This window comes from Nostoc sp. S13 (genome assembly GCF_029379315.1).
Lineage (GTDB): Bacteria > Cyanobacteriota > Cyanobacteriia > Cyanobacteriales > Nostocaceae > Nostoc.
In genome coordinates, this window is record NZ_JAQYWQ010000055.1 from 24,116 (window position 1) to 42,099 (window position 17,984).

Genomic DNA, 17,984 nt, shown 5'->3' on the forward strand with positions numbered 1-17,984 from the left:
TCAAGAAAGAGCGGCAGAGCCGCAATGAGCAACATTTCCAGCCTCTGGTTGGAAACGAGGTTTTAAAAGAGTTTTGGTTTAAGTTGACACCAATGGGCACAGAACAGCCCCTACACCTGGCAATATAATGTTGTACCGCACCTGAATGGGAACCGCTATATCAACTCAAAACACAAAAATACTTAAGTATTAATGTAGAAAAGCAGCACAAAATTTGTCTACACTATGATCTTTGGCAAAAGGAGTCCGCCAATGAAAGCTTACGAAATTCAAAGCAATGGCGGGATTGATGCTCTGGCATTAGTCGATCGCCCTGAACCAAAACCAACTGCGGGACAAGTTCTGATTCAAGTCAAAGCAACATCTTTAAATTACCGTGATCTACTTGTCGCCGAAGGAGCTTACGGTGCTGGACAGAAATATCCGTTAATTCCCCTGTCTGACGGTGCGGGAGAAGTTGTGGCGGTGGGAGAAGGTGTGACACGGGTGAAAATAGGCGATCGCGTCGCTGGTACTTTCTTCCAAGACTGGATTTATGGCTCTTTAACCAAAGAGAAAATGAAATCCGATCTCGGAGGCGGTATCGATGGAATGCTGGCTGAGTATGTCGTATTACACCAAGATGGTTTAGTGATATTACCAGACTATCTATCCGATATTGAAGGCGCGACTTTGCCCTGTGCAGCAGTCACAGCTTGGCATGGAGTGGTGATAAAAGTCAATATTCGCGCCGGTGATAGTATTTTATTACTCGGTACTGGAGGAGTTTCGATTTTTGCTCTCCAGTTTGCCAAGATACATGGTGCTAGAGTGATTATTACTTCCAGCAGTGATCAGAAATTGGCACGAGCAAAACAGCTTGGTGCCGACGAGACAATCAACTACAAAACAACACCAGATTGGGAAAAGCAAGTTTATCAATTGACTAATCGCACGGGTGTAGATCATGTAGTTGAGGTAGGCGGTGCAGGTACTCTGCCAAAATCGCTACAAGCAGTCCGCATTGGCGGACGTATTAGCTTAATTGGCGTATTGTCAGGCAGAGGAAATGAAATTGACCCCATGCCAATACTTTTTAAGAGTTTAACAGTTCAAGGAATTTATGTGGGCAGTAGGGACATGTTTGAGGCGATGAATCAGGCGATGGAACAGCATCAAATCAAACCGATTATTGATCGAGTTTTCCCATTCACTGAAGCACGAGAAGCTTATCATTACCTCAAAAGTGCGGCTCACTTCGGTAAAGTGGTTATTAATCTATAGTAATCCGCTTTGATTATTGAACTGACTTGCGTAGGCCGGGAGTAGGGAATAAGCCTTTTCGATTAGTACTTAATTTGTTCAAAAATCAAATAGGAGTCCTATAATTCGTAATTCCTAATTTTAAAGAGTTTAATTCTATGTTTATCGTTGGTGCAGTCCAACTTAGGCATCGCTGAATTGATTCAAAAAACCCAAGCATAAGAAAGCGTGACACGAACTGAATCAGGAAATAGAGCAAGTGCAACAAGTTTTTTGGGTAGGAATCGGTTGTAAAGGGGGAACCTCATGGCAGTTGATTGATCGGGCAATTGAGCAAATATTTCGAGAAAATCAACTTTGTCAAAGTGCGATCACAGGTATTGCTACCATTGACACTAAAGCCTCGGAAGTTGGTTTAGTAGAACTTTGTAACCTACGCAATTTGCCCCTAAAAACCTTTTCTGCCCAAATCCTTCGCTCTGTCTGTGTCCCCAACCCTGCCACAATTACCGACCACAAAGTAGGTACACCTAGCGTAGCAGAGGCAGCTGCTATTCTTGCAGCGTCTCAACTCACATTCATGACTGTTTTTCCCTTTACAAGCATAGAGGAATTGCGGGTGAGGTTCTTAGTCCCTAAACAAATTTTCCAGTTACAAGGGCAACCAGGAGCGGTAACGCTAGCTGTTGCCCAAGCTTCAAAAATTATCAGTATTACCGAAAAAGAATTCAGAATGGATTCTGTGCGGTTGGACGTATAAGAGGCTATTTATAAAGTAAATATTAAGTAGGGTGTGTTACGGCTATGCAAGGATTTGGGAGTTCGAGAGAGTGAGAAGTAGCCGTAACGCACCATGTTTCTCGGTGCGTTAAGCGTTGCTATAACGCACCCTACAATTTAAGGTTTACTTTATAAATCATCTCTAACAGAGGTTTAGAGCAAGCAATTTTAATCCTGGATAAGAAAAAATTCTTTCCGTGACCTTTTTTTAATTAAAAGTTAAAAATTAAGAAGAATAATAATTTTTAATTAATTTGGGGTTTAGAGGAACCACTGAATCTTTGATTCAGTGGTCTACAATCAGTGGTGGGTTCAGAGCAACCACTGATAGCGAAGCGTTAGCGAGTCCTCGAGCGTCTTGCAATTTTTAATTAATAATTTTTAATTTTTAATTGGAGCGTTCGCCTTTGGCGTCTCGTAGAGAAGCGACTTGACTGCTGGGGTATTCTGAATTCACCAATTATGTCTTCAGCAGGACTTCTGATTAATTTTTCTAGTCAACCACTCTCAACAAATAGTTAATTATGCTAGAAACAATAGCTAGCACAATTGAACCTAACAAAGCAGGTAAAAAGCCCTGAATCTCAAAACCGTAACCAGGAGTTAGGGCACTTGCCAGCCAAAGGGTTAAGGCGTTGATCACTAATGTAAATAAACCAAAGGTGAGTAAGGTAATCGGAAACGTCAAAATCTGCAAAATTGGTCTAATAAATGCATTAACCAGACCAATAACAAGGGCAGCGACCAAGGCAGTGACAAAATTCTTGATAAAGAATCCCGGAACGATATTAGCAGTAAGAAATAACGCCACCGCACTACCGAGCCAAGTTAATAAAAAGTGTTGCATAAGTTTTTTTACAGGAATTAGCAGTTTAATTAATTTGACTATTGCCAGTTGTAATCTGTAACACTATCAGATGTCGTTATACTTAGCTCCGAAAGTTGCGACCATCTTTTGTTAACCCAAAAATAATCTAATTTTTCAGCGATCGCATAGAGAGATACTTTCAATCAGGGTATCTTTATCGTATTGCAGGATGTACCACGAATTAAGTTGATCAAAAATGATCTGAGCAGGAAAATTCCTACAGAGGTGGCTCTCGGTCGAGAAACCTCTGTATCTAAAAGAGGGTATCTAGCACTAGCAAATTCCCAAGTCATTAAGGGAGACAAAATTGCACTATAATGCATGGCAACTTTAATATCAGCCTAACGCTGTTGGGGCGATCGCGGCAAAAGAACCTCCCAGGTAGAGCCACCAACCACACCGTCAGCTTCTAAACCATAGCGCTTTTGTGCAGCTTTGACAGCCTCTTCGGTGGTCACGCCAAAGTCTCCATCGGCATCGCCTTTCAAGAAACCAAGCTTTTTCAGTTGTTGTTGCAACTTGACAACTTCAGAACCACGTAACCCTATACGCAAAATTGGCAATCCTTCTGAGGTGTATTGAATACCAGGGGTTCGCTTATTAGTTGTGTTTGACTGAGGTCGAGTAGTTGATGTAGTACGATTCGGCGTTTTCCGTGTGCTTGAAGTTGTAGCTTTTCTTGGGGTAGCAGGTTTTGGCTCAGGGCTGGTCGGAAGTTGTGTTACAGCTTTTTTTGGGTTAGTAGGTTTTGGCTTAGGGCTAGTCCCAACTTGTGTTCCAGCTTGTCTTGGAGGGTTGGGGTTAGGATTTGCAAGGTTGGTCAGGTTACTAGCCTGGCTTGGAACAGGAAAATTCGTGGTTGAGTTAAATCTTGGCTGGGATGAAGTGAGGGTTGATGCCGCTACCGGTTCATTCGGGAAAAGTCGTTGCCAAGTGCTGGCATCAACAACGCCATCTGGATTTAAGCCAGCTGCTTGTTTAAACCGGGAAACAGCACTGGCTGTATTCTCACTATATACACCATCTACTGCACCAGAGTAATAACCCAAAAGTTTCAAAGCTGCTTGAAGTTCAGACACGCGGTCGCCTTGACTACCAACTTTGAGGGTAGGGCGGTTGATGCTATCTCCAGGATTTACTTGGGCAATTTTTTGTGGCGCAGCTATTGATACTAAAGACGTTGAGGCAATCAGCACAGGCGTAGTGGAGAACAAGAGTATTTCAATGGCTGATAAAGATTTAGAGCTTTTTGTCCACCAACCTTTTTGCCGTTTTTCCATCCTACAGCGATTTCCAGTTGGATCTAGTAATTTTAAGTAACTCAAAATACTTGCTATCAGGCTGCCTTGCATGGAATTTACTCCCAGAATATTCTCATGCTAATAGTACAGCCGCTTGGTCTAAAAAACAGCAACCTGAAGTTAAACAATCGCTAAGTTAGTCAAGTTGCCTTTGTAGCCGGTAATCTCAATTACGGCATCTGTTAGGGCAGAGAATCCATTAATATTATCATTGAGTGCTAGAAAAGTCTGCCGATTATTGCCTGTACCGAAAGTAAAAGTTGCCGCACCTTTAGTCACAAAACCAGTTGCAGTCAATATCTGTTGTACATCTGAGAAATTTAAACTAGCAACAGTGCCAAGTTGAACCAAATTAACAGCGTTAACTGCATACAGCCCATCAATTTTATCTTGACAAATATTCAAGTCAGTAATTCTATCAAAGCCAGACAGGAGCGAATCACTCAGACTGTTGAACACAAATTTATCAGCGCCACAACCGCCTGTTAGGGTATCACGCCCAGCGCCACCATTAAGGATATCATTACCTTTACCACCAACTAGTTTGTCATTTCCGACTAATCCCAAAAGCTGATCGTTGCCGTTTTTGCCAGAAATTTGATCATTACCAGCCCCACCAGTGAGTTTATCTGCACCGTTACCACCATTTAAAGTAATGTTTAGCACATTTCCCTCTGTGGTGGTCTTTCTGATTAATTGACCATTGGTGTCATATAGATAAGTAGCAAAGGCATCAGTAGTGCCATCACTGTTGCTGTCAATATCTGCTGAAGTCAGTTTGCCATTGGCATCACAGAAATAAAATGGACATCAAGTTGTAATATACATTCTTCCTGTATTTCAACCTTGACAAAGACAATATCGTTGCCTCAATTAACGAGTATGTGTTATTGATCACACACCTACTCGATTACAAAACACTGTCAAATTAAACAAAGTAGTGTAGTGAAATGGTACTAAGTACAGTTTAATACCACATAGAAATACATGAAATTTAGCAGTTGTATCGCTCGTCTAATTTTCAGAAACACTGCATCGCGCCTTAGAGAGCAAAGCTATGTGATCGCATTATTAATTGCTTCTTCTTGACCAACTAAAGACAAGTAAGGTGATTTTAAATACTTACAAGCTGCGGCGATCGCATCTTTGACACTCACAGCCGCAATCAATTCTTGAAACTTTGTATCAAAATCAATTCCTAAGCCCAAAATTTCATACCAGCCGTATATCTGAGCAATTTGCCCGTTGGTTTGTTTACCCAAGGCATACTGCCCCAGGATCTTGTTTTTAGCAGCTTGGAGGGCGCTTTCGGATATTTCGGTGGTACACAATAAATCTACCTCTGTACGCAGTCCCTCTAGGGCGATGCTGGTGTTTTCTGGTGCTGTACCCATGTAAACCACAAATGACGCTGGAAATAGCCTTGTGGAGTAAAAGGCGGATACTTCGTAAGCTAAACCTCGTTTTTCCCGCAATTCCACAAACAACCGACTAGAAAGCCCATTTCCCAAGTAAGTACACAGCAACTTCAGTGGGGCGTAGTCAAGAGAACTCACCGATGTTCCCAAATAACCAAGCATCACAATTGATTGTTGTGTCTGTACTGGCTTCAATCTTACCTCTGGTTCCACCTTAATTTCAGGTAAATTTAGTATTGGCAGTGCTTGGGCTGTAGCTTGCCAATCACCAAAAACTTCTTCCACCCATGCTAGCGCATCCGTAGGTGTGACTCTCCCAGCAATACTAATAACTACATTATCTGGACGAAAATAAGTTTGATGATACTCCACTAAATCCGCACGAGTTAAGCGGCTCATGGTGGTTTCATCTCCCAGCACCGACATAGAGTAAGGATGATTTTGGTACATTACCTGCCGCATTTGTTCAAAGGCGACATTGAACGGCTGCTCTTTTTGGGAACGAATATCTTGGAGTGCTAGACGCCGTTCTAGTTCCACTTCAGCTTCGGGAAAAGTAGGCGATCGCAAAATCCGCCCTGCCAATGTTAAAATTTCTGCAAAATCGGATGTTACCGTTTTGAAAGATACCAAAAAATAATCAGTGCCAGCATCTGCACTCAAACTCGCCCCTACAGACTCGACAATTTCTGCAATTTCCAAACTAGAAAGACCATCGCATCCCTTTGTCATCACTGCTGATAGCAAATGTGCCAACCCTGCTTGCTCCCGGTTTTCATGACAACTACCGGCACGCACAAAGATTCGCGTCGCAATAATGTCCGCAGCAGGGTTTTCTGCTACCAGCAGGACAATGCCATTGTTCAGTACGGTGCGATGGATAGGTGATTTTTGCAGCAAGGTTGTCATTTGTCCTTTGTCCTTTGTCATTTGTGAAAAACTAATGCCCCATGCCCCATGCCCAATGCCCAATGCCCAATGCCCCATGCCCAATGCCCCATGCCCAATGCCTAACACGGTTTAAGTATAGTAACCGCATAATTCTGCGGCGAGAGATACTGTTTAGCTAACTTTTGCAGTTCTTGGGCATCAAAAGACTGAATCTGCTGGGGATATGTCACAGCTAATTCAGCTTGAGCGATCGTATTGTAATATCCATAAAGCCCCGTCAACTGATTTGGCGTTTCCGTAGAAAACGCATACTCGTTACACAGCAGCCTGCGGGCGCGGGCAAGTTCTTGTTCACTAATTCCTCTAGTCTGCAAATCATCCAAATGAGCGCAAATCAAGGACTCAACTTCCTCCAGATTTTCTGGTTCCAACCAAGCAGTAATTGTAAATAAACTTGATTCCCGTTGGAGAGAAAAACTACTGCAAATTCCCTGTACCAATTGCAAATTTTCTCGCAAATCGCGCACTAAACGCGAAGTCCGCCCTTCGGCCAATAACACCGACAACATATCTAAACCATAGCCAGTGCGGATTGACTCTACTCCGGGTACTAGCCACGCCATCAACAATCGCGCTTGCTCTATGCGTGGTAAACACAGTTCTTCACGCTGAATTCCTGTTATCACTGGCTTTGCCACTTTCTCAAACTGCGGACAATTCGAGCGTTCGGCAAAATCAGCAAATGAATGATTTAGGATTTCCCAAGCTGGTTGCTGGGCTATACCTCCGGCAATTACCACCGTCATGTTTTCCGGCTGATAGTAAGTGCGGTGAAAACAACGCATTGCTTCTGGTGATTGCTGCATCAGTTCTTGCTCAGTACCCAGCACCGAACGTCCGTAAGGGTGACGCTGATAGATACTTTGAATCAGAGCTTGAAATCCTGTCCAGTCAGAATCATCATCACAAGAGCGAATTTCCTCTAGCACCACGTCCCGTTCGCGGCTAAATTCATCTTCTGGAATTGCTGCATTCAGCAGTAGTTCTCCCAAGTAGGGCAGAGTATCTTTTAAATAAGGGGTAGCTGTGGTGAGTGAATAATGAGCATAATCATAGCTTGTCGCCGCATTACTCACGCCACCTCGGTTTTCAACTTTGTAATCGAACATTCCAGGGCGTAGCGTCGCTGTACCTTTAAAAATCATATGTTCTAAAAAGTGCGCCATACCAAACCACGGTTCTGGTTCTAGGCTTGCTCCAGCACGCACCCAAACATCCGCCACAACTACAGGGGTAGTGGGAATTTCTTGATGAATAAAAGTTAAGCCATTCTCTAGTCGGAAGACCGAGGCTGGAAACACGGTATTAGTTAGTTGCTGTGACAATTTTTTGTAGCTTTAACCACAATTTAACGCAATTATGTGATCTTACCTCTGAACGATACCTAATTTAGAATCAATTTATACAGATTTTGTTTTTATCAGCAGGTATCGCTAAATTCAGAAGCTCTAACTCTTTTGTAAGTTGACAAAAGAGTTAGGGTTTGTGTCGATGTTTCTGGGACTGACAAGAGCAAGCGCAAGCGATCGCAGAATAAGTTTTTACAACCCTATTGCTCAAAAAACTGTATCATAAAGTACTATTTTTAGCGATGAACTTTTACGTTTACTGATTATTGGGTTTTATGGTAGCCTACGATGCCATTTATTTGGATCTTGAGAAGAGTGGAAAACTGCATAGACAATAATTGTAGTGTCCGAATGCTCATAGAAAACAACGTAAGGGAAGCGCCGAACTACAGCCCTTCGATAGCTTTGGTGAACTACCTGATACATTTCTGGATTTCGCCGAATGAACTGAATACAAGCATCTAGACAACGAAGAAATTCTTCACCCAAACCAAGTTCCTGCTCTTCATACCAGATAAAAGCCTGAGCCACATCTTATTCTGTCACTGGCAGAATAATCAGATTTCTAAGCAGCATACTGTCTACTACGAATTCGCTCCTTAACTTCTTCCCAGGAACTACTTGAGTCAGGATTTTGTAAATAGGTTGCTTTTCTCTTAGCAAGTTCTTCTTTTTGCCAGTCAAGCACAGGAATTTGCTCTGGAACTTGGGCAATGCTATCCCATAAGTCTTCAACAAGCTGCAATTTTTCTGAGAGGGTTAACTCAAAAATCTGAGTGAACTCTGCGTTCATACCAACCTCGTTCAGTGACTAGCCATTTCGTTCTAAGTCTATCACTGGCAACACCGATGCTTTCAGAATGGCGTTTTGAAAAGCTATTCGCTGCTTCAAGGACAAAAGGACTTTGTAATATCATTGACGTTTTAGAATATGTAAACTAAATAGTGCTATAAGTTTTTCTGATTGAAATAATTAAAGCTCCCAAGTTCTAACTGACTTTGGGAGCTAATAATTTTAAGTTCACCGCGACGCCGTTTTACCTAAGTTTATGACCTGGTTTAACCAGGTGGGAACCTAAATTCCTCGTTTAAAGTTTCCGGGTACATGCCCGGTTTACTGCCACGAGAACTGTTTGACTCCCTTGTCTTTAAAGGCATAGATCAAAAAACTTGATGGCAGTCACCAACGTCGTAGTGCAACTCACTCATTATAACTTTCAAAAAGATGTTGTGTGTTCAATATCGAAAGTTTCTGAAAAATTTACCTGGGATACCAGATGGATTCTATGGTGTGGGCGATCGCGGTGCCTACACCAACGGCGTACGCACTTCCCGATTCTCTATTTTGATTGTCCAGCAAAACGGTGACATGTCCCAACTTTCGCCCCGGACGTGATTCTGTCTTCCCATACCAGTGAACGTGCGCTTGGGGAATCTCTGCTATTTTTTGACGCTGGCTTTGGTACTCGCTGTGAGAATTTTCATACCCCAGCAGGTTGACCATCACAGCACCAGCGCATTGCAAAGCCGGATTTCCCAAAGGTAAACCACAAACGGCTCTGAGGTGTTGCTCAAATTGAGAAGTTTCACAAGCGTCAAGGGAAAAATGCCCAGAATTGTGGGTACGGGGCGCAATTTCATTTACCAGGATTTTGCCATCAGCACCTAGAAATAGCTCAATTCCAAAAATTCCCACTACTTCTAGGCTATTTAATAGAGTATGTGCGATCGCTTGGATTTCTGCTACTTGATTGGGTGTAATCTGGGCTGGCGCAATCACCCGTCGACATACTTGTTGTTCTTGTTGGGTTTCTACCACTGGGTAAGTTATAATTTCTCCCTCTACAGAACGCGCTGCAATTACTGCTAGTTCCCGTTCAAATGGGACAAATTCTTCTAACAAGAAAAGTGATTGATTTAAAGTTAGCTTTTGCTCTAAAGTAGCAAGATCCGGAATTATGAAAGTACCCTGACCGTCATAACCGTGGCGTCGAGATTTAAGGACTAGGGGAAAACCTAGATATTCTATTTTTGATTTAAGATTTTCTGCCTCGTCAACGGCGAAAAATTTAGGAACTGGTAAGCCCAAGTCGCGTAAATAGCAACGCTGATGATATTTATCTAAAAGAGGAGCTAAAGCTTCTAATCGTGGGCGAAAACAAACCCCTTGCTGTGCTAAAACAGATAAAGCTTGCAGGTTAACAAATTCGTTTTCAAAGGTGATGACATCACATTTTTTAGCTAATATCTCTGTAGCACTGGTGTCATCTACCGGCGCGAAAACGAGTTCCTGAGCAATTGACACAGCCGGGTCCTGTTTACTAGGAGTTTGTATTACTAATTCTACTCCTAGCTTCTGTGCTGCATCCGCCATCATCGAGGCAAGTTGTCCGCCACCAATTACACCAACACGCTTCATTGACATCCTAGAGAATCACGAGTTTGCACGCCTGTTTTGGAATTCACACCACTGGCTTTCCCGCACAGTTCTTTGATTTGCACTCTATCTAAAATTGCATCTGTAAAATCTGCACCGTCAATATTCACATCATTAAAGATGGCACGGAGCAAAAGAGCTTCTTTGAAAACTGCATCGCTCAAATCTGCCTTAGTTAAGTTTACCTGATCAACCATTGCATTAGTTAAATCTGCTCCGTGAAGATTTGCTTTTGTCATCACCGAAGCGCTCATGACTGCTCCCCGCAAGTCAGCATTTGCAAAGTTAGCCAGTTCCATATTGGCGTTAGAAAACTCCGCAGCTTGCAAACTTTCACCAGAAAAATCACGTCTTGACAACTCTGCATTGCTAAATGACAGTGGATGAGTCCAGTCTACTGCCAATGCGGGATCAGCCACGCACCAGATAATAATTCCTAGAAGGAACGCCAACCCTTGCCGCCAAAATATATCGAGAGTCAATTTTGTGTCTAATCGCTGCATTTAAGCTTACCGCATTTGAATATTAGCAAGACTGGTTTAATCCTGATTGAGACTCCCAGCCTTGCTACCGGACTTGGGGAATGTGTATTTCCCTTGCTTAATATTTTGTAACGCAAAAAGTACATAGGTGTAGCCCGTCGTGGACATCACTTCGCACCTTTAGCTAGAGAGCGACAATATTAGGAGCGTTCGCCTTTGGCGTTGGCGGAGCGATCGCACTCAGTATATAGCGTTTCCTAAGCAACTGAGGTACACTCAAGTTTTTTTAGCAAGGTTAGTAACTTTGAAAACGTACCTTACCAAGTCGGGAACCACTATATTCACACATCACGCGCTTTGAAAAAATTATAGATAGCAAGGGCAATGGCTAAAAGCAACACTGCATGAATTAAATTTCCAGCAATATGAAGTGTCAGTCCTAATGCCCAAAAAGCAACCAGTACAACAACAATACCCCAAAGTATACTCAACATATATTTGCTCTGAGTCCAGTAAGTTTTAATTTGCTCATAGATTTTACTCCTAGCTTCACTTTGATTCTATTTACCTTCAGAGAGGTATATAAAATTAAATCATCCTTCTTAAGAAATAAAATTAATTAAAAATTAATCACATCGGCAATAATTGCAATTTGCAATTATTGCTTTTTCCTGATCAGCACTTGTTGTGGCAATGGGTCAACTAGAGCATCAGACGGCAGGCAATACTTTTCGGTTAAGCGTAAACTACTCCCTGATCTTCTGGGTAACTGAGAAGTATTAAGATACCATGCATTTCTGGAAAAGAGATTGTGGCATGTGTAGTAAGAAAACAAATAGGGAGCATCTCAATGAGTGCAAGTATACCAGATGAGAAACAAGATTCTTGCTCCCTCTCCGAACCCACGGAGAGGGTTGGGGTAAGGTTTTACAAGGCTTTTTATACTCATTGAGTGCTGCCAGCAAATATCACTTGATGCTCAATTTAGCTTAAGAGGGTCTAATGATTGATCGCTTTGTGAATTTCATTTTTATCGATTCCTTCGCCCTGGCAATTAACTTGACGTTTGGTATATTGCTTCGCACTAAAATCTGCAACTATTCATGGGATGGAATTGTAGGTGATGAGCTTTCAACACCAGAAAGTAGCACTAGTTCTTCTGAATCGCCACCATCCTTGGAGAAAGTAGATATAACCACTGGAGTTACGCATCAAGTACCAAATGTAGAGACAATTCATGAATTGCCCCTACGGTAAATCAAGACTTTCACTGCCTTTTTGCGTAAGTCCTGAACCACTTCTATTTCATGAAGCCTGCCTGCGATTGTTGTCCAACGCGATTGCAATCGGGGCAGTGCCGTTATGCAATCGCTCTTGATGAAGGTAAAACTTAAAATTCATAACTCTAAATAAATGGTTTAGCCAGATAAAGCAATGTCTACGATGCGCTGTGACGCTCGATAGCGTTACGAGCGCGTCTCGTAGAGAAGCATTTGCGTTAGCGAAGAACGAGCGTCCGTAGGAGCGTCTGATATCAAGTTGGGCAAATCACTTACGATATGTCATTGCGAATGCAACGTTCGCGGTAGCGTCTCGTAGAGAAGTGGAATGTAGCAATCGCAAAGGTTTGGGATTGCCACGCGACCCTCGCAATCACATAAGTATTAAGTCGGACATGATTGACTCGCTGACGCTGGTTGATTTGTTTACAATTCTTCATTTTTTAGATATCAATTTTAGAATATAAAGAGTTTTATTGAGCAGTAATACTTACTGATTATTTACAATTCTTGACTTTCAATTTTTCAAGTAAAGTTTATTGTCTTTCAAAGTAAACAGGCCCGATCAACTGTTAATCTTTTAATTAATCAAAGCAAGGTTTGAGCGTAATTATATGCGTCTCAATTGCTTAAGAAAGCTTAAAAGTCGGATAATTAGCGTTAATTTTATAGCGATTAGTTAGTTATTCAGGAATCTCTAAGAGTTTATATTCGCCAAGTACACAACTTCCACAAACCGAACTCTGAAACCCGATGATGAATCATTACTCACTTCAATGGATTGAGGCATGGTGCCAAGAAAATGGCTGGACAGATTTATTTGTAGAGCGACGTAACAACTTTTGGGCTTTCCCTCCGGGTGGGGTAATGCCGGAACCAATTCCAGTTCATGTTCTCAGATTGATTAAAGCCGAAAAGGGATTGACTTTTGAAGAACGATTGTGGTCGATGTCCGCAGTAATTGGCACAATCCTAGCTGTTCTTTTTACTTTTTGGTTTCAGTCGCCGATGCCATTAGTTTTAGCTTTTGCTTTTAACGCGGTTACGGTGGCTCAATTTGAACTTGAAGATGCCTAAATTCTTATTTTGGGCTTTGCTATTAAAAACTGCTCTTGTCTACTTTCAGCAAGAGCAGTTTTTAATTTCAGAAAAAGAGACGAAATCACCACAGTTTCAGCTAAACATTATTAGTTACTACAGATTTGATTTCACTAACCATTAATATTTAAATTGTTTGGTAAAAAATAAATTTTATTTTCACCGAGATTTTTACCCTTAAAGTGATAATTTAGCCATAAGTTATGCTCAAAACCCTATTATTGCGTATATCTAGTCTAGCGATGTCTAGGACGAGCTACGTTAACGCACATTTCTCTATAATCGCTGAAATTCCTTTACCGTATACATTTCCCATTTACGGATAAGTCTAATAGTTAAAGTCAGCGAACGAGTTAATACCCAATGACACCACTGCCCAATGCTCAATTCAATAAGCTTGTAATAAACATTTGCTGGATGCTACCTTCTACAAGGTGACACAGGATTTGGAGTGTTTTTTTTAACTATGAAGGGCAGACACAAAGTAGCTTACAGTTTGACATCGCTGATCAGTCTCAATTTAATATCCACCTTAGTTGCATTTGATGGGGTAAACGCCGCGCCACCGAGAACCCCAGATAAAAGTATTAATTGCGAGATTTTAGTTGTGGGTGGTGGACTATCTGGCGTCGCCACAGCTTACGAGGGGTTGCTAGCAGGACGAACAGTTTGCCTCACGGAAATTACTGACTGGCTGGGAGGACAAATTTCGGCTCAAGGGACATCTGCGTTAGACGAACGCCCAACTCAGCGAGCTCTCAAATTCTATTCTCGCGGCTACCTAGATTTGCGAAACCGGATTGGGCGCAAATACGGTAAACTTAACCCCGGTGACTGCTGGGTAAGTGAATCTTGTTTTCTCCCTCGCGATGCTCACACTATTTTGACTCAGATGCTCAAAGATGCCGAAAAGCGGGGCAAAGGGAAGTTACAATGGTTTCCCAACACAGTAATTAAGGATTTAGAAATCGCTGCTGATGGCAAAATAATTAATAGTGCGATCGCTATCCAACATCAACCAGCAAAAGGCGCACCACCTCTCAATACTTTTACTTTATCTCAAAGTATTGAAGATTCTTATAGCTACGAAAACTCATCTCGGTTTACTAAAACTATTCTCCGTTTTATCCCCAAGGCAGCGAAAGGGGATGCTCCTAAATGGTACGTCGTAGACACCAGCGAAACTGGGGAAATTATCGCCCTTGCTGATGTCCCCTATCGATTAGGTATTGATGCCCGTTCCTACCTAGAACCTTCTGCTTCCAGCCCCAACAATGACCCATATTGCCCTCAAGGCTTTACCTACACCTTTGCAATGGAGGCAACCAAGGAACCGCAACCGCAGACGATGCCCCCATTTTATTTAGAATACGCGCCATATTTCAGCTATGAATTAACGCGATTAGCTAACTTTGATTTGGTTTTCACCTATCGTCGCATTTGGAGTCCAAACAAAGGGAAACCAGCAAAATTCGGCGGTGTAAATTTTAGTGCGTCCACACCAGGGGATATCTCGATGCAAAACTGGACTTGGGGTAATGATTACCGCCCAGGAACAGCTAACGATAACCTAATTTACAGTCGCCAACAGTTACAAGCTACTGGGCAGTTAAAACCAGGGGGCTGGCTGGGAGGACTGCGGACAGAAAGCCTCCGCAAGGCTGAGGAAAATGCCCTATCTTTTTATTACTGGTTGGTAGCTGGGACTACAGATTCCCAACTGGGGGAGGGTGTAAAGCAGCAGCAAGCTAATAACCGCTTGTTGTCAGGGCTAAATTCCCCAATGGGGACAGTACATGGCTTATCGAAATATCCCTATATGCGGGAAGGACGCCGCATCATTGGCCGCCCTAGTTGGGGACAACCTGGAGGCTTTGGTATTTGGGAAATTGATATTTCTCGCCGAAATTATAATGATCAGTATTACCCCAAGACTCTGCCAGCAGATATGTATCGTCGGCTACGAGCAGCACTTGCAGGTTTGGAAGCAGTATCAGTAATTGACGGTAAAGTTTCACCAGACAAAGCAATGCGACGGACTCGTTCTACCATCTTTCCCGACGCTGTGGGTATTGGTCACTACGCTATAGATTTCCATCCTTGCATGGTGAATAGTCCTCCAGAAGCCCCTGGTAACACAGAACGTCCAGGCGAAAGACGTGGTGCTGGTCAAGCTTATCCCTTCCAAATTGCTCTGAGGGCGATGATTCCCCAGAAAATTGATAATTTGTTGGTAGGAGGCAAAAGCATTGCTACTAGTCATATTGCTGCTGCTGCCTATCGAGTACATTCCTTTGAATGGTCGGCTGGCGCTGCTGCGGGAACTGTTGCTAGTTTTGCCATCAAAAATGCGATCGCACCTTACCAACTAGTAGATGACTTACCCAAACAAGAGCCACAACTGGAAGCACTCAAAAGGCTTTTGCAACAAAATGGCAACCCTACGGCTTTCCCGGATACATCTATTTTTAACGAAAACTGGGATAATTGGAAATAGGGCATGGGGCATGGGGCATGGGGCATGGGGCATGGGGCATGGGGCATTGGGCATGGGGCATTGGTTATTTCTCCCTCATCTTCCTCATCTCCCTCATCTCCCCACTCCCCACTCCCCACTCCCCACTCCGCACACAATAGACTAAACTATTTACTTATAGTGTAGGTTTGTAAAATTATCTTGCTCAATTGTTCTATGGTTACGACATTTTCAGCAGATGTTTACGGGATGGCCACAGCACCAACTATAGCTCCTGAACGGTCTAATCAAGTTACCAGCAAGCCGTATCCAAATTACAAAGTGATTGTATTAAATGATGATTTTAATACATTCCCACATGTGGCTGAATGTTTGATGAAATATATTCCGGGAATGACTGGCGATCGCGCGTGGGATCTGACTAATCAGGTACACTATGAAGGTCAAGCGATCGTCTGGGTCGGTCCCCAAGAACCTGCGGAACTTTATCATCAGCAGCTGCGCCGAGCAGGTTTGACAATGGCACCTCTAGAAGCAGCTTAATCATCATGGGCAAACCCACCGTAGATCCCCTCCGGGCAGCTTCCCAAAAAGCTGCCAGACTGGTTTGGAATCACTCGACACACCTTTCTGGTCTGATCCCCATTTTAGAACGTCTTTGTCAGCAGGATAGCATCCAAACCGTGACACCGGGAGTGATCGGGCGGGCAAAAGGTCATTGTCCGAAAATGCAACTGCGTGTCTCAGTACCAATTCGCGGCGGCTATAAAGTAATTGCACGGCAGGGGAAGACGGTACAAGAGGTGTTCATTTTGACCCCTTTGGCTCAGTCAGAACTGGAAACGGCATTAGCGATCGCGATGAAATCTTAATCATGCCCTATTCCCATGCCCAATAACTATTCCTCTACACGGTGTACTGCAAATTTGTGTAGTGGCAGACTCACAATGCAAGAAAAAGTTAAGAAATATGACAGAGCCGTAGTTATTCTCAAAGTCATCAGTACAGATTCCCAGTCGGGTAAAACTATTTTCTCTATACCAAAGGCTACACAATAAACTAGCCAGTATGTAAAGCTCATTCTAAACAGAATCCGCTCTGTTTCTTCCACATCATTTTTTTGCTGCTTACCGTCCCACAGTAACACCAGTCCAATAATGCAAGCTACAAAGGAGACAGCAACTACAAATTCGTGACAAAATATATTTAACGAATGCATTTGTGTTTATCCCTAAGTTTTTCGATTAAAATTCAGTCTAAAGGAATATTACTTGCAGAAATACAAAACATTTACAAACCTCAATAGAGTCATGCTGTTTATGTAAAAAAATACAACAGAACTTGTTATTTTACAAATTAATAAAAATTAAGTATTTCTGTTAAGTAGGCGTTGAAAGTCCAAACGCTAAACTTTAGTACTGGTGCTATTAGTGGAGGCGGCTCAAATTACTTCAAATGGGACTCTAGCCATAAACGTAGGTTAAAATAATTCGTATATTCGTAATTAAAGAACTCTCAACCAGCAACTAGCGCCGCAAACATTATAGTTTGCTAATTGCTGGATGAATTGCTAGGTGTTCAAGAGATTGCACTTGTTTGAAGACAATAGCTCAGAAATCTTAACAATTTTCTTTTGATGTTTCACAAGCACCAATATTTACCCAGCAGCTAGAACCATCTTCCCAATGCTCTTTCTTCCAAATGGGAGCATTGTGTTTGAGGGTATCAATAGCATACTGACAAGCTTCAAACGCCTCACTCCGATGAGGACAACCCACTGCTACTAAAACGCTAATTTCTCCAACTTGCAAACGTCCGGTGCGATGATGAATCACTACCCGATTCACATCAGATATAGATAAGCGAATATCAGCAGCAATTTGATAAAATATCCGCAATGCCATAGGTTCGTAAGCTTGATACTCTAGAGCAATTACAGGTTTACCATCAGTTTGATTGCGAACCACGCCACTCATTATAACCACAGCACCGTTGGCTGGATCGTCAGACTTGGCATAGACTTCTTCAAGAGACAATGGTGCAAAGCTAATGGCAAAACTATCTTCGGCTCTTGGTTTAACAGCAGAGGCAAGTGTAGTCGTCATAACTGCGTTGGTATTATGTAGGCTTTTTCTATTCTCTCTGAACAAAACGCTGCTGGTGGATGTTTAGTTGCTCTTACTAATGCTTTTAGGCAAAACTTTTAGGTTGATAACAAGAAAAATTTAATTTATGTAAACAAATATATATAGGACTCCTATTTGATTTCTGAACAAGACTAAGAGAGAATACGGAGAGGTTT

Annotated in this window: 19 protein-coding genes and 1 other RNA gene; 7 read left to right on the forward strand and 13 right to left on the reverse strand. The window is 42.4% G+C overall.

Annotated features, from left to right (window positions below; genetic code table 11):
- Nucleotides 1-252: 252 nt before the first annotated feature.
- Nucleotides 253-1,263, forward strand: a complete 1,011-nt coding sequence (locus PUQ00_RS17715) for an NAD(P)-dependent alcohol dehydrogenase (protein ID WP_300419011.1) — start codon at nucleotides 253-255, stop codon at nucleotides 1,261-1,263.
- 238 nt (nucleotides 1,264-1,501) lie between these two features.
- Complete coding sequence (locus tag PUQ00_RS17720) at nucleotides 1,502-2,002, forward strand: cobalamin biosynthesis protein (protein WP_300419012.1); 501 nt, start codon at nucleotides 1,502-1,504, stop codon at nucleotides 2,000-2,002.
- 513 nt (nucleotides 2,003-2,515) lie between these two features.
- Here the strand turns inward: PUQ00_RS17720 and PUQ00_RS17725 are convergent.
- From PUQ00_RS17725 to PUQ00_RS17775, 11 genes are all read right to left on the reverse strand, one after another.
- Nucleotides 2,516-2,869 (reverse strand): phage holin family protein, encoded by a 354-nt coding sequence (locus PUQ00_RS17725; protein WP_300419014.1) that lies wholly within the window; start codon nucleotides 2,867-2,869, stop codon nucleotides 2,516-2,518.
- A gap of 362 nt (nucleotides 2,870-3,231) precedes the next feature.
- A complete protein-coding gene (locus PUQ00_RS17730; RefSeq protein WP_300419016.1) occupies nucleotides 3,232-4,242 on the reverse strand; it encodes a peptidoglycan-binding domain-containing protein in 1,011 nt (336 codons plus the stop codon).
- Between the two features lie 69 nt (nucleotides 4,243-4,311).
- Nucleotides 4,312-4,857 carry a bluetail domain-containing putative surface protein gene (locus PUQ00_RS17735; protein ID WP_300419018.1) on the reverse strand — a complete coding sequence of 182 codons (546 nt, stop codon included), beginning with the start codon at nucleotides 4,855-4,857 and terminating at the stop codon, nucleotides 4,312-4,314.
- A gap of 389 nt (nucleotides 4,858-5,246) precedes the next feature.
- Entirely contained in the window at nucleotides 5,247-6,518 is a 1,272-nt protein-coding gene (locus PUQ00_RS17740; protein ID WP_300419020.1) for a pitrilysin family protein, read from the reverse strand.
- Between the two features lie 101 nt (nucleotides 6,519-6,619).
- Entirely contained in the window at nucleotides 6,620-7,861 is a 1,242-nt protein-coding gene (locus PUQ00_RS17745; RefSeq protein WP_300419041.1) for a pitrilysin family protein, read from the reverse strand.
- A 321-nt stretch (nucleotides 7,862-8,182) separates the two neighbouring features.
- A complete protein-coding gene (locus PUQ00_RS17750; protein WP_300419021.1) occupies nucleotides 8,183-8,440 on the reverse strand; it encodes a type II toxin-antitoxin system RelE/ParE family toxin in 258 nt (85 codons plus the stop codon).
- Between the two features lie 34 nt (nucleotides 8,441-8,474).
- Entirely contained in the window at nucleotides 8,475-8,702 is a 228-nt protein-coding gene (locus PUQ00_RS17755; protein ID WP_300419022.1) for an addiction module protein, read from the reverse strand.
- A gap of 224 nt (nucleotides 8,703-8,926) precedes the next feature.
- A non-coding RNA gene (gene ssrS / locus PUQ00_RS17760) (6S RNA) lies at nucleotides 8,927-9,110 on the reverse strand.
- Nucleotides 9,111-9,170: 60 nt separating this feature from the next.
- Complete coding sequence (locus tag PUQ00_RS17765; protein ID WP_300419024.1) at nucleotides 9,171-10,328, reverse strand: 5-(carboxyamino)imidazole ribonucleotide synthase; 1,158 nt, start codon at nucleotides 10,326-10,328, stop codon at nucleotides 9,171-9,173.
- A complete protein-coding gene (locus PUQ00_RS17770; protein ID WP_300419026.1) occupies nucleotides 10,325-10,849 on the reverse strand; it encodes a pentapeptide repeat-containing protein in 525 nt (174 codons plus the stop codon). The genes PUQ00_RS17765 and PUQ00_RS17770 overlap by 4 nt, the downstream gene beginning before the upstream one ends.
- Nucleotides 10,850-11,169: 320 nt before the next feature.
- Nucleotides 11,170-11,322 carry a lmo0937 family membrane protein gene (locus PUQ00_RS17775; RefSeq protein ID WP_300419028.1) on the reverse strand — a complete coding sequence of 51 codons (153 nt, stop codon included), beginning with the start codon at nucleotides 11,320-11,322 and terminating at the stop codon, nucleotides 11,170-11,172.
- Nucleotides 11,323-11,830: 508 nt separating this feature from the next.
- On the opposite strand from PUQ00_RS17775, the gene PUQ00_RS17780 reads away from it, so the two are divergent.
- The 5 genes from PUQ00_RS17780 to PUQ00_RS17800 all read left to right on the forward strand — a co-directional run bounded on the left by PUQ00_RS17780 (nucleotide 11,831) and on the right by PUQ00_RS17800 (nucleotide 16,554).
- Nucleotides 11,831-12,085, forward strand: coding sequence for a hypothetical protein (locus tag PUQ00_RS17780; protein ID WP_300419030.1), 255 nt, complete (start codon nucleotides 11,831-11,833; stop codon nucleotides 12,083-12,085).
- A 776-nt stretch (nucleotides 12,086-12,861) separates the two neighbouring features.
- Nucleotides 12,862-13,185, forward strand: a complete 324-nt coding sequence (locus tag PUQ00_RS17785; protein WP_180277395.1) for a hypothetical protein — start codon at nucleotides 12,862-12,864, stop codon at nucleotides 13,183-13,185.
- Between the two features lie 487 nt (nucleotides 13,186-13,672).
- Nucleotides 13,673-15,703, forward strand: a complete 2,031-nt coding sequence (locus tag PUQ00_RS17790) for an FAD-dependent oxidoreductase (protein WP_300419033.1) — start codon at nucleotides 13,673-13,675, stop codon at nucleotides 15,701-15,703.
- Nucleotides 15,704-15,898: 195 nt separating this feature from the next.
- Nucleotides 15,899-16,225 carry an ATP-dependent Clp protease adapter ClpS gene (clpS, locus tag PUQ00_RS17795; protein ID WP_300419035.1) on the forward strand — a complete coding sequence of 109 codons (327 nt, stop codon included), beginning with the start codon at nucleotides 15,899-15,901 and terminating at the stop codon, nucleotides 16,223-16,225.
- Nucleotides 16,226-16,230: 5 nt separating this feature from the next.
- Nucleotides 16,231-16,554, forward strand: a complete 324-nt coding sequence (locus PUQ00_RS17800; protein WP_300419037.1) for a DUF2103 domain-containing protein — start codon at nucleotides 16,231-16,233, stop codon at nucleotides 16,552-16,554.
- A gap of 26 nt (nucleotides 16,555-16,580) precedes the next feature.
- On the opposite strand, the gene PUQ00_RS17805 is transcribed toward PUQ00_RS17800, so the two are convergent.
- Complete coding sequence (locus PUQ00_RS17805; protein WP_300419039.1) at nucleotides 16,581-16,901, reverse strand: hypothetical protein; 321 nt, start codon at nucleotides 16,899-16,901, stop codon at nucleotides 16,581-16,583.
- A 400-nt stretch (nucleotides 16,902-17,301) separates the two neighbouring features.
- A complete protein-coding gene (locus tag PUQ00_RS17810) occupies nucleotides 17,302-17,787 on the reverse strand; it encodes a molybdenum cofactor biosynthesis protein MoaE (RefSeq protein WP_300419040.1) in 486 nt (161 codons plus the stop codon).
- Between the last annotated feature and the right edge of the window lie 197 nt (nucleotides 17,788-17,984).

Excerpts from the sequence above, each read along its gene's own strand:
- PUQ00_RS17715 (WP_300419011.1), top strand. The coding sequence starts at position 253 with ATGAAAGCTTACGAAATTCAAAGCAATGGCGGGATTGATGCTCTGGCA.
- PUQ00_RS17725 (WP_300419014.1), bottom strand. The coding sequence starts at position 2,869 with ATGCAACACTTTTTATTAACTTGGCTCGGTAGTGCGGTGGCGTTATTT.
- PUQ00_RS17730 (WP_300419016.1), bottom strand. The coding sequence starts at position 4,242 with ATGCAAGGCAGCCTGATAGCAAGTATTTTGAGTTACTTAAAATTACTA.
- PUQ00_RS17740 (WP_300419020.1), bottom strand. The coding sequence starts at position 6,518 with ATGACAACCTTGCTGCAAAAATCACCTATCCATCGCACCGTACTGAAC.
- PUQ00_RS17755 (WP_300419022.1), bottom strand. The coding sequence starts at position 8,702 with ATGAACGCAGAGTTCACTCAGATTTTTGAGTTAACCCTCTCAGAAAAA.
- PUQ00_RS17765 (WP_300419024.1), bottom strand. The coding sequence starts at position 10,328 with ATGAAGCGTGTTGGTGTAATTGGTGGCGGACAACTTGCCTCGATGATG.
- PUQ00_RS17770 (WP_300419026.1), bottom strand. The coding sequence starts at position 10,849 with ATGCAGCGATTAGACACAAAATTGACTCTCGATATATTTTGGCGGCAA.
- PUQ00_RS17775 (WP_300419028.1), bottom strand. The coding sequence starts at position 11,322 with ATGTTGAGTATACTTTGGGGTATTGTTGTTGTACTGGTTGCTTTTTGG.
- PUQ00_RS17780 (WP_300419030.1), top strand. The coding sequence starts at position 11,831 with ATGATTGATCGCTTTGTGAATTTCATTTTTATCGATTCCTTCGCCCTG.
- PUQ00_RS17785 (WP_180277395.1), top strand. The coding sequence starts at position 12,862 with ATGATGAATCATTACTCACTTCAATGGATTGAGGCATGGTGCCAAGAA.
- PUQ00_RS17790 (WP_300419033.1), top strand. The coding sequence starts at position 13,673 with ATGAAGGGCAGACACAAAGTAGCTTACAGTTTGACATCGCTGATCAGT.
- clpS (WP_300419035.1), top strand. The coding sequence starts at position 15,899 with ATGGTTACGACATTTTCAGCAGATGTTTACGGGATGGCCACAGCACCA.
- PUQ00_RS17800 (WP_300419037.1), top strand. The coding sequence starts at position 16,231 with ATGGGCAAACCCACCGTAGATCCCCTCCGGGCAGCTTCCCAAAAAGCT.
- PUQ00_RS17805 (WP_300419039.1), bottom strand. The coding sequence starts at position 16,901 with ATGCATTCGTTAAATATATTTTGTCACGAATTTGTAGTTGCTGTCTCC.
- PUQ00_RS17810 (WP_300419040.1), bottom strand. The coding sequence starts at position 17,787 with ATGACGACTACACTTGCCTCTGCTGTTAAACCAAGAGCCGAAGATAGT.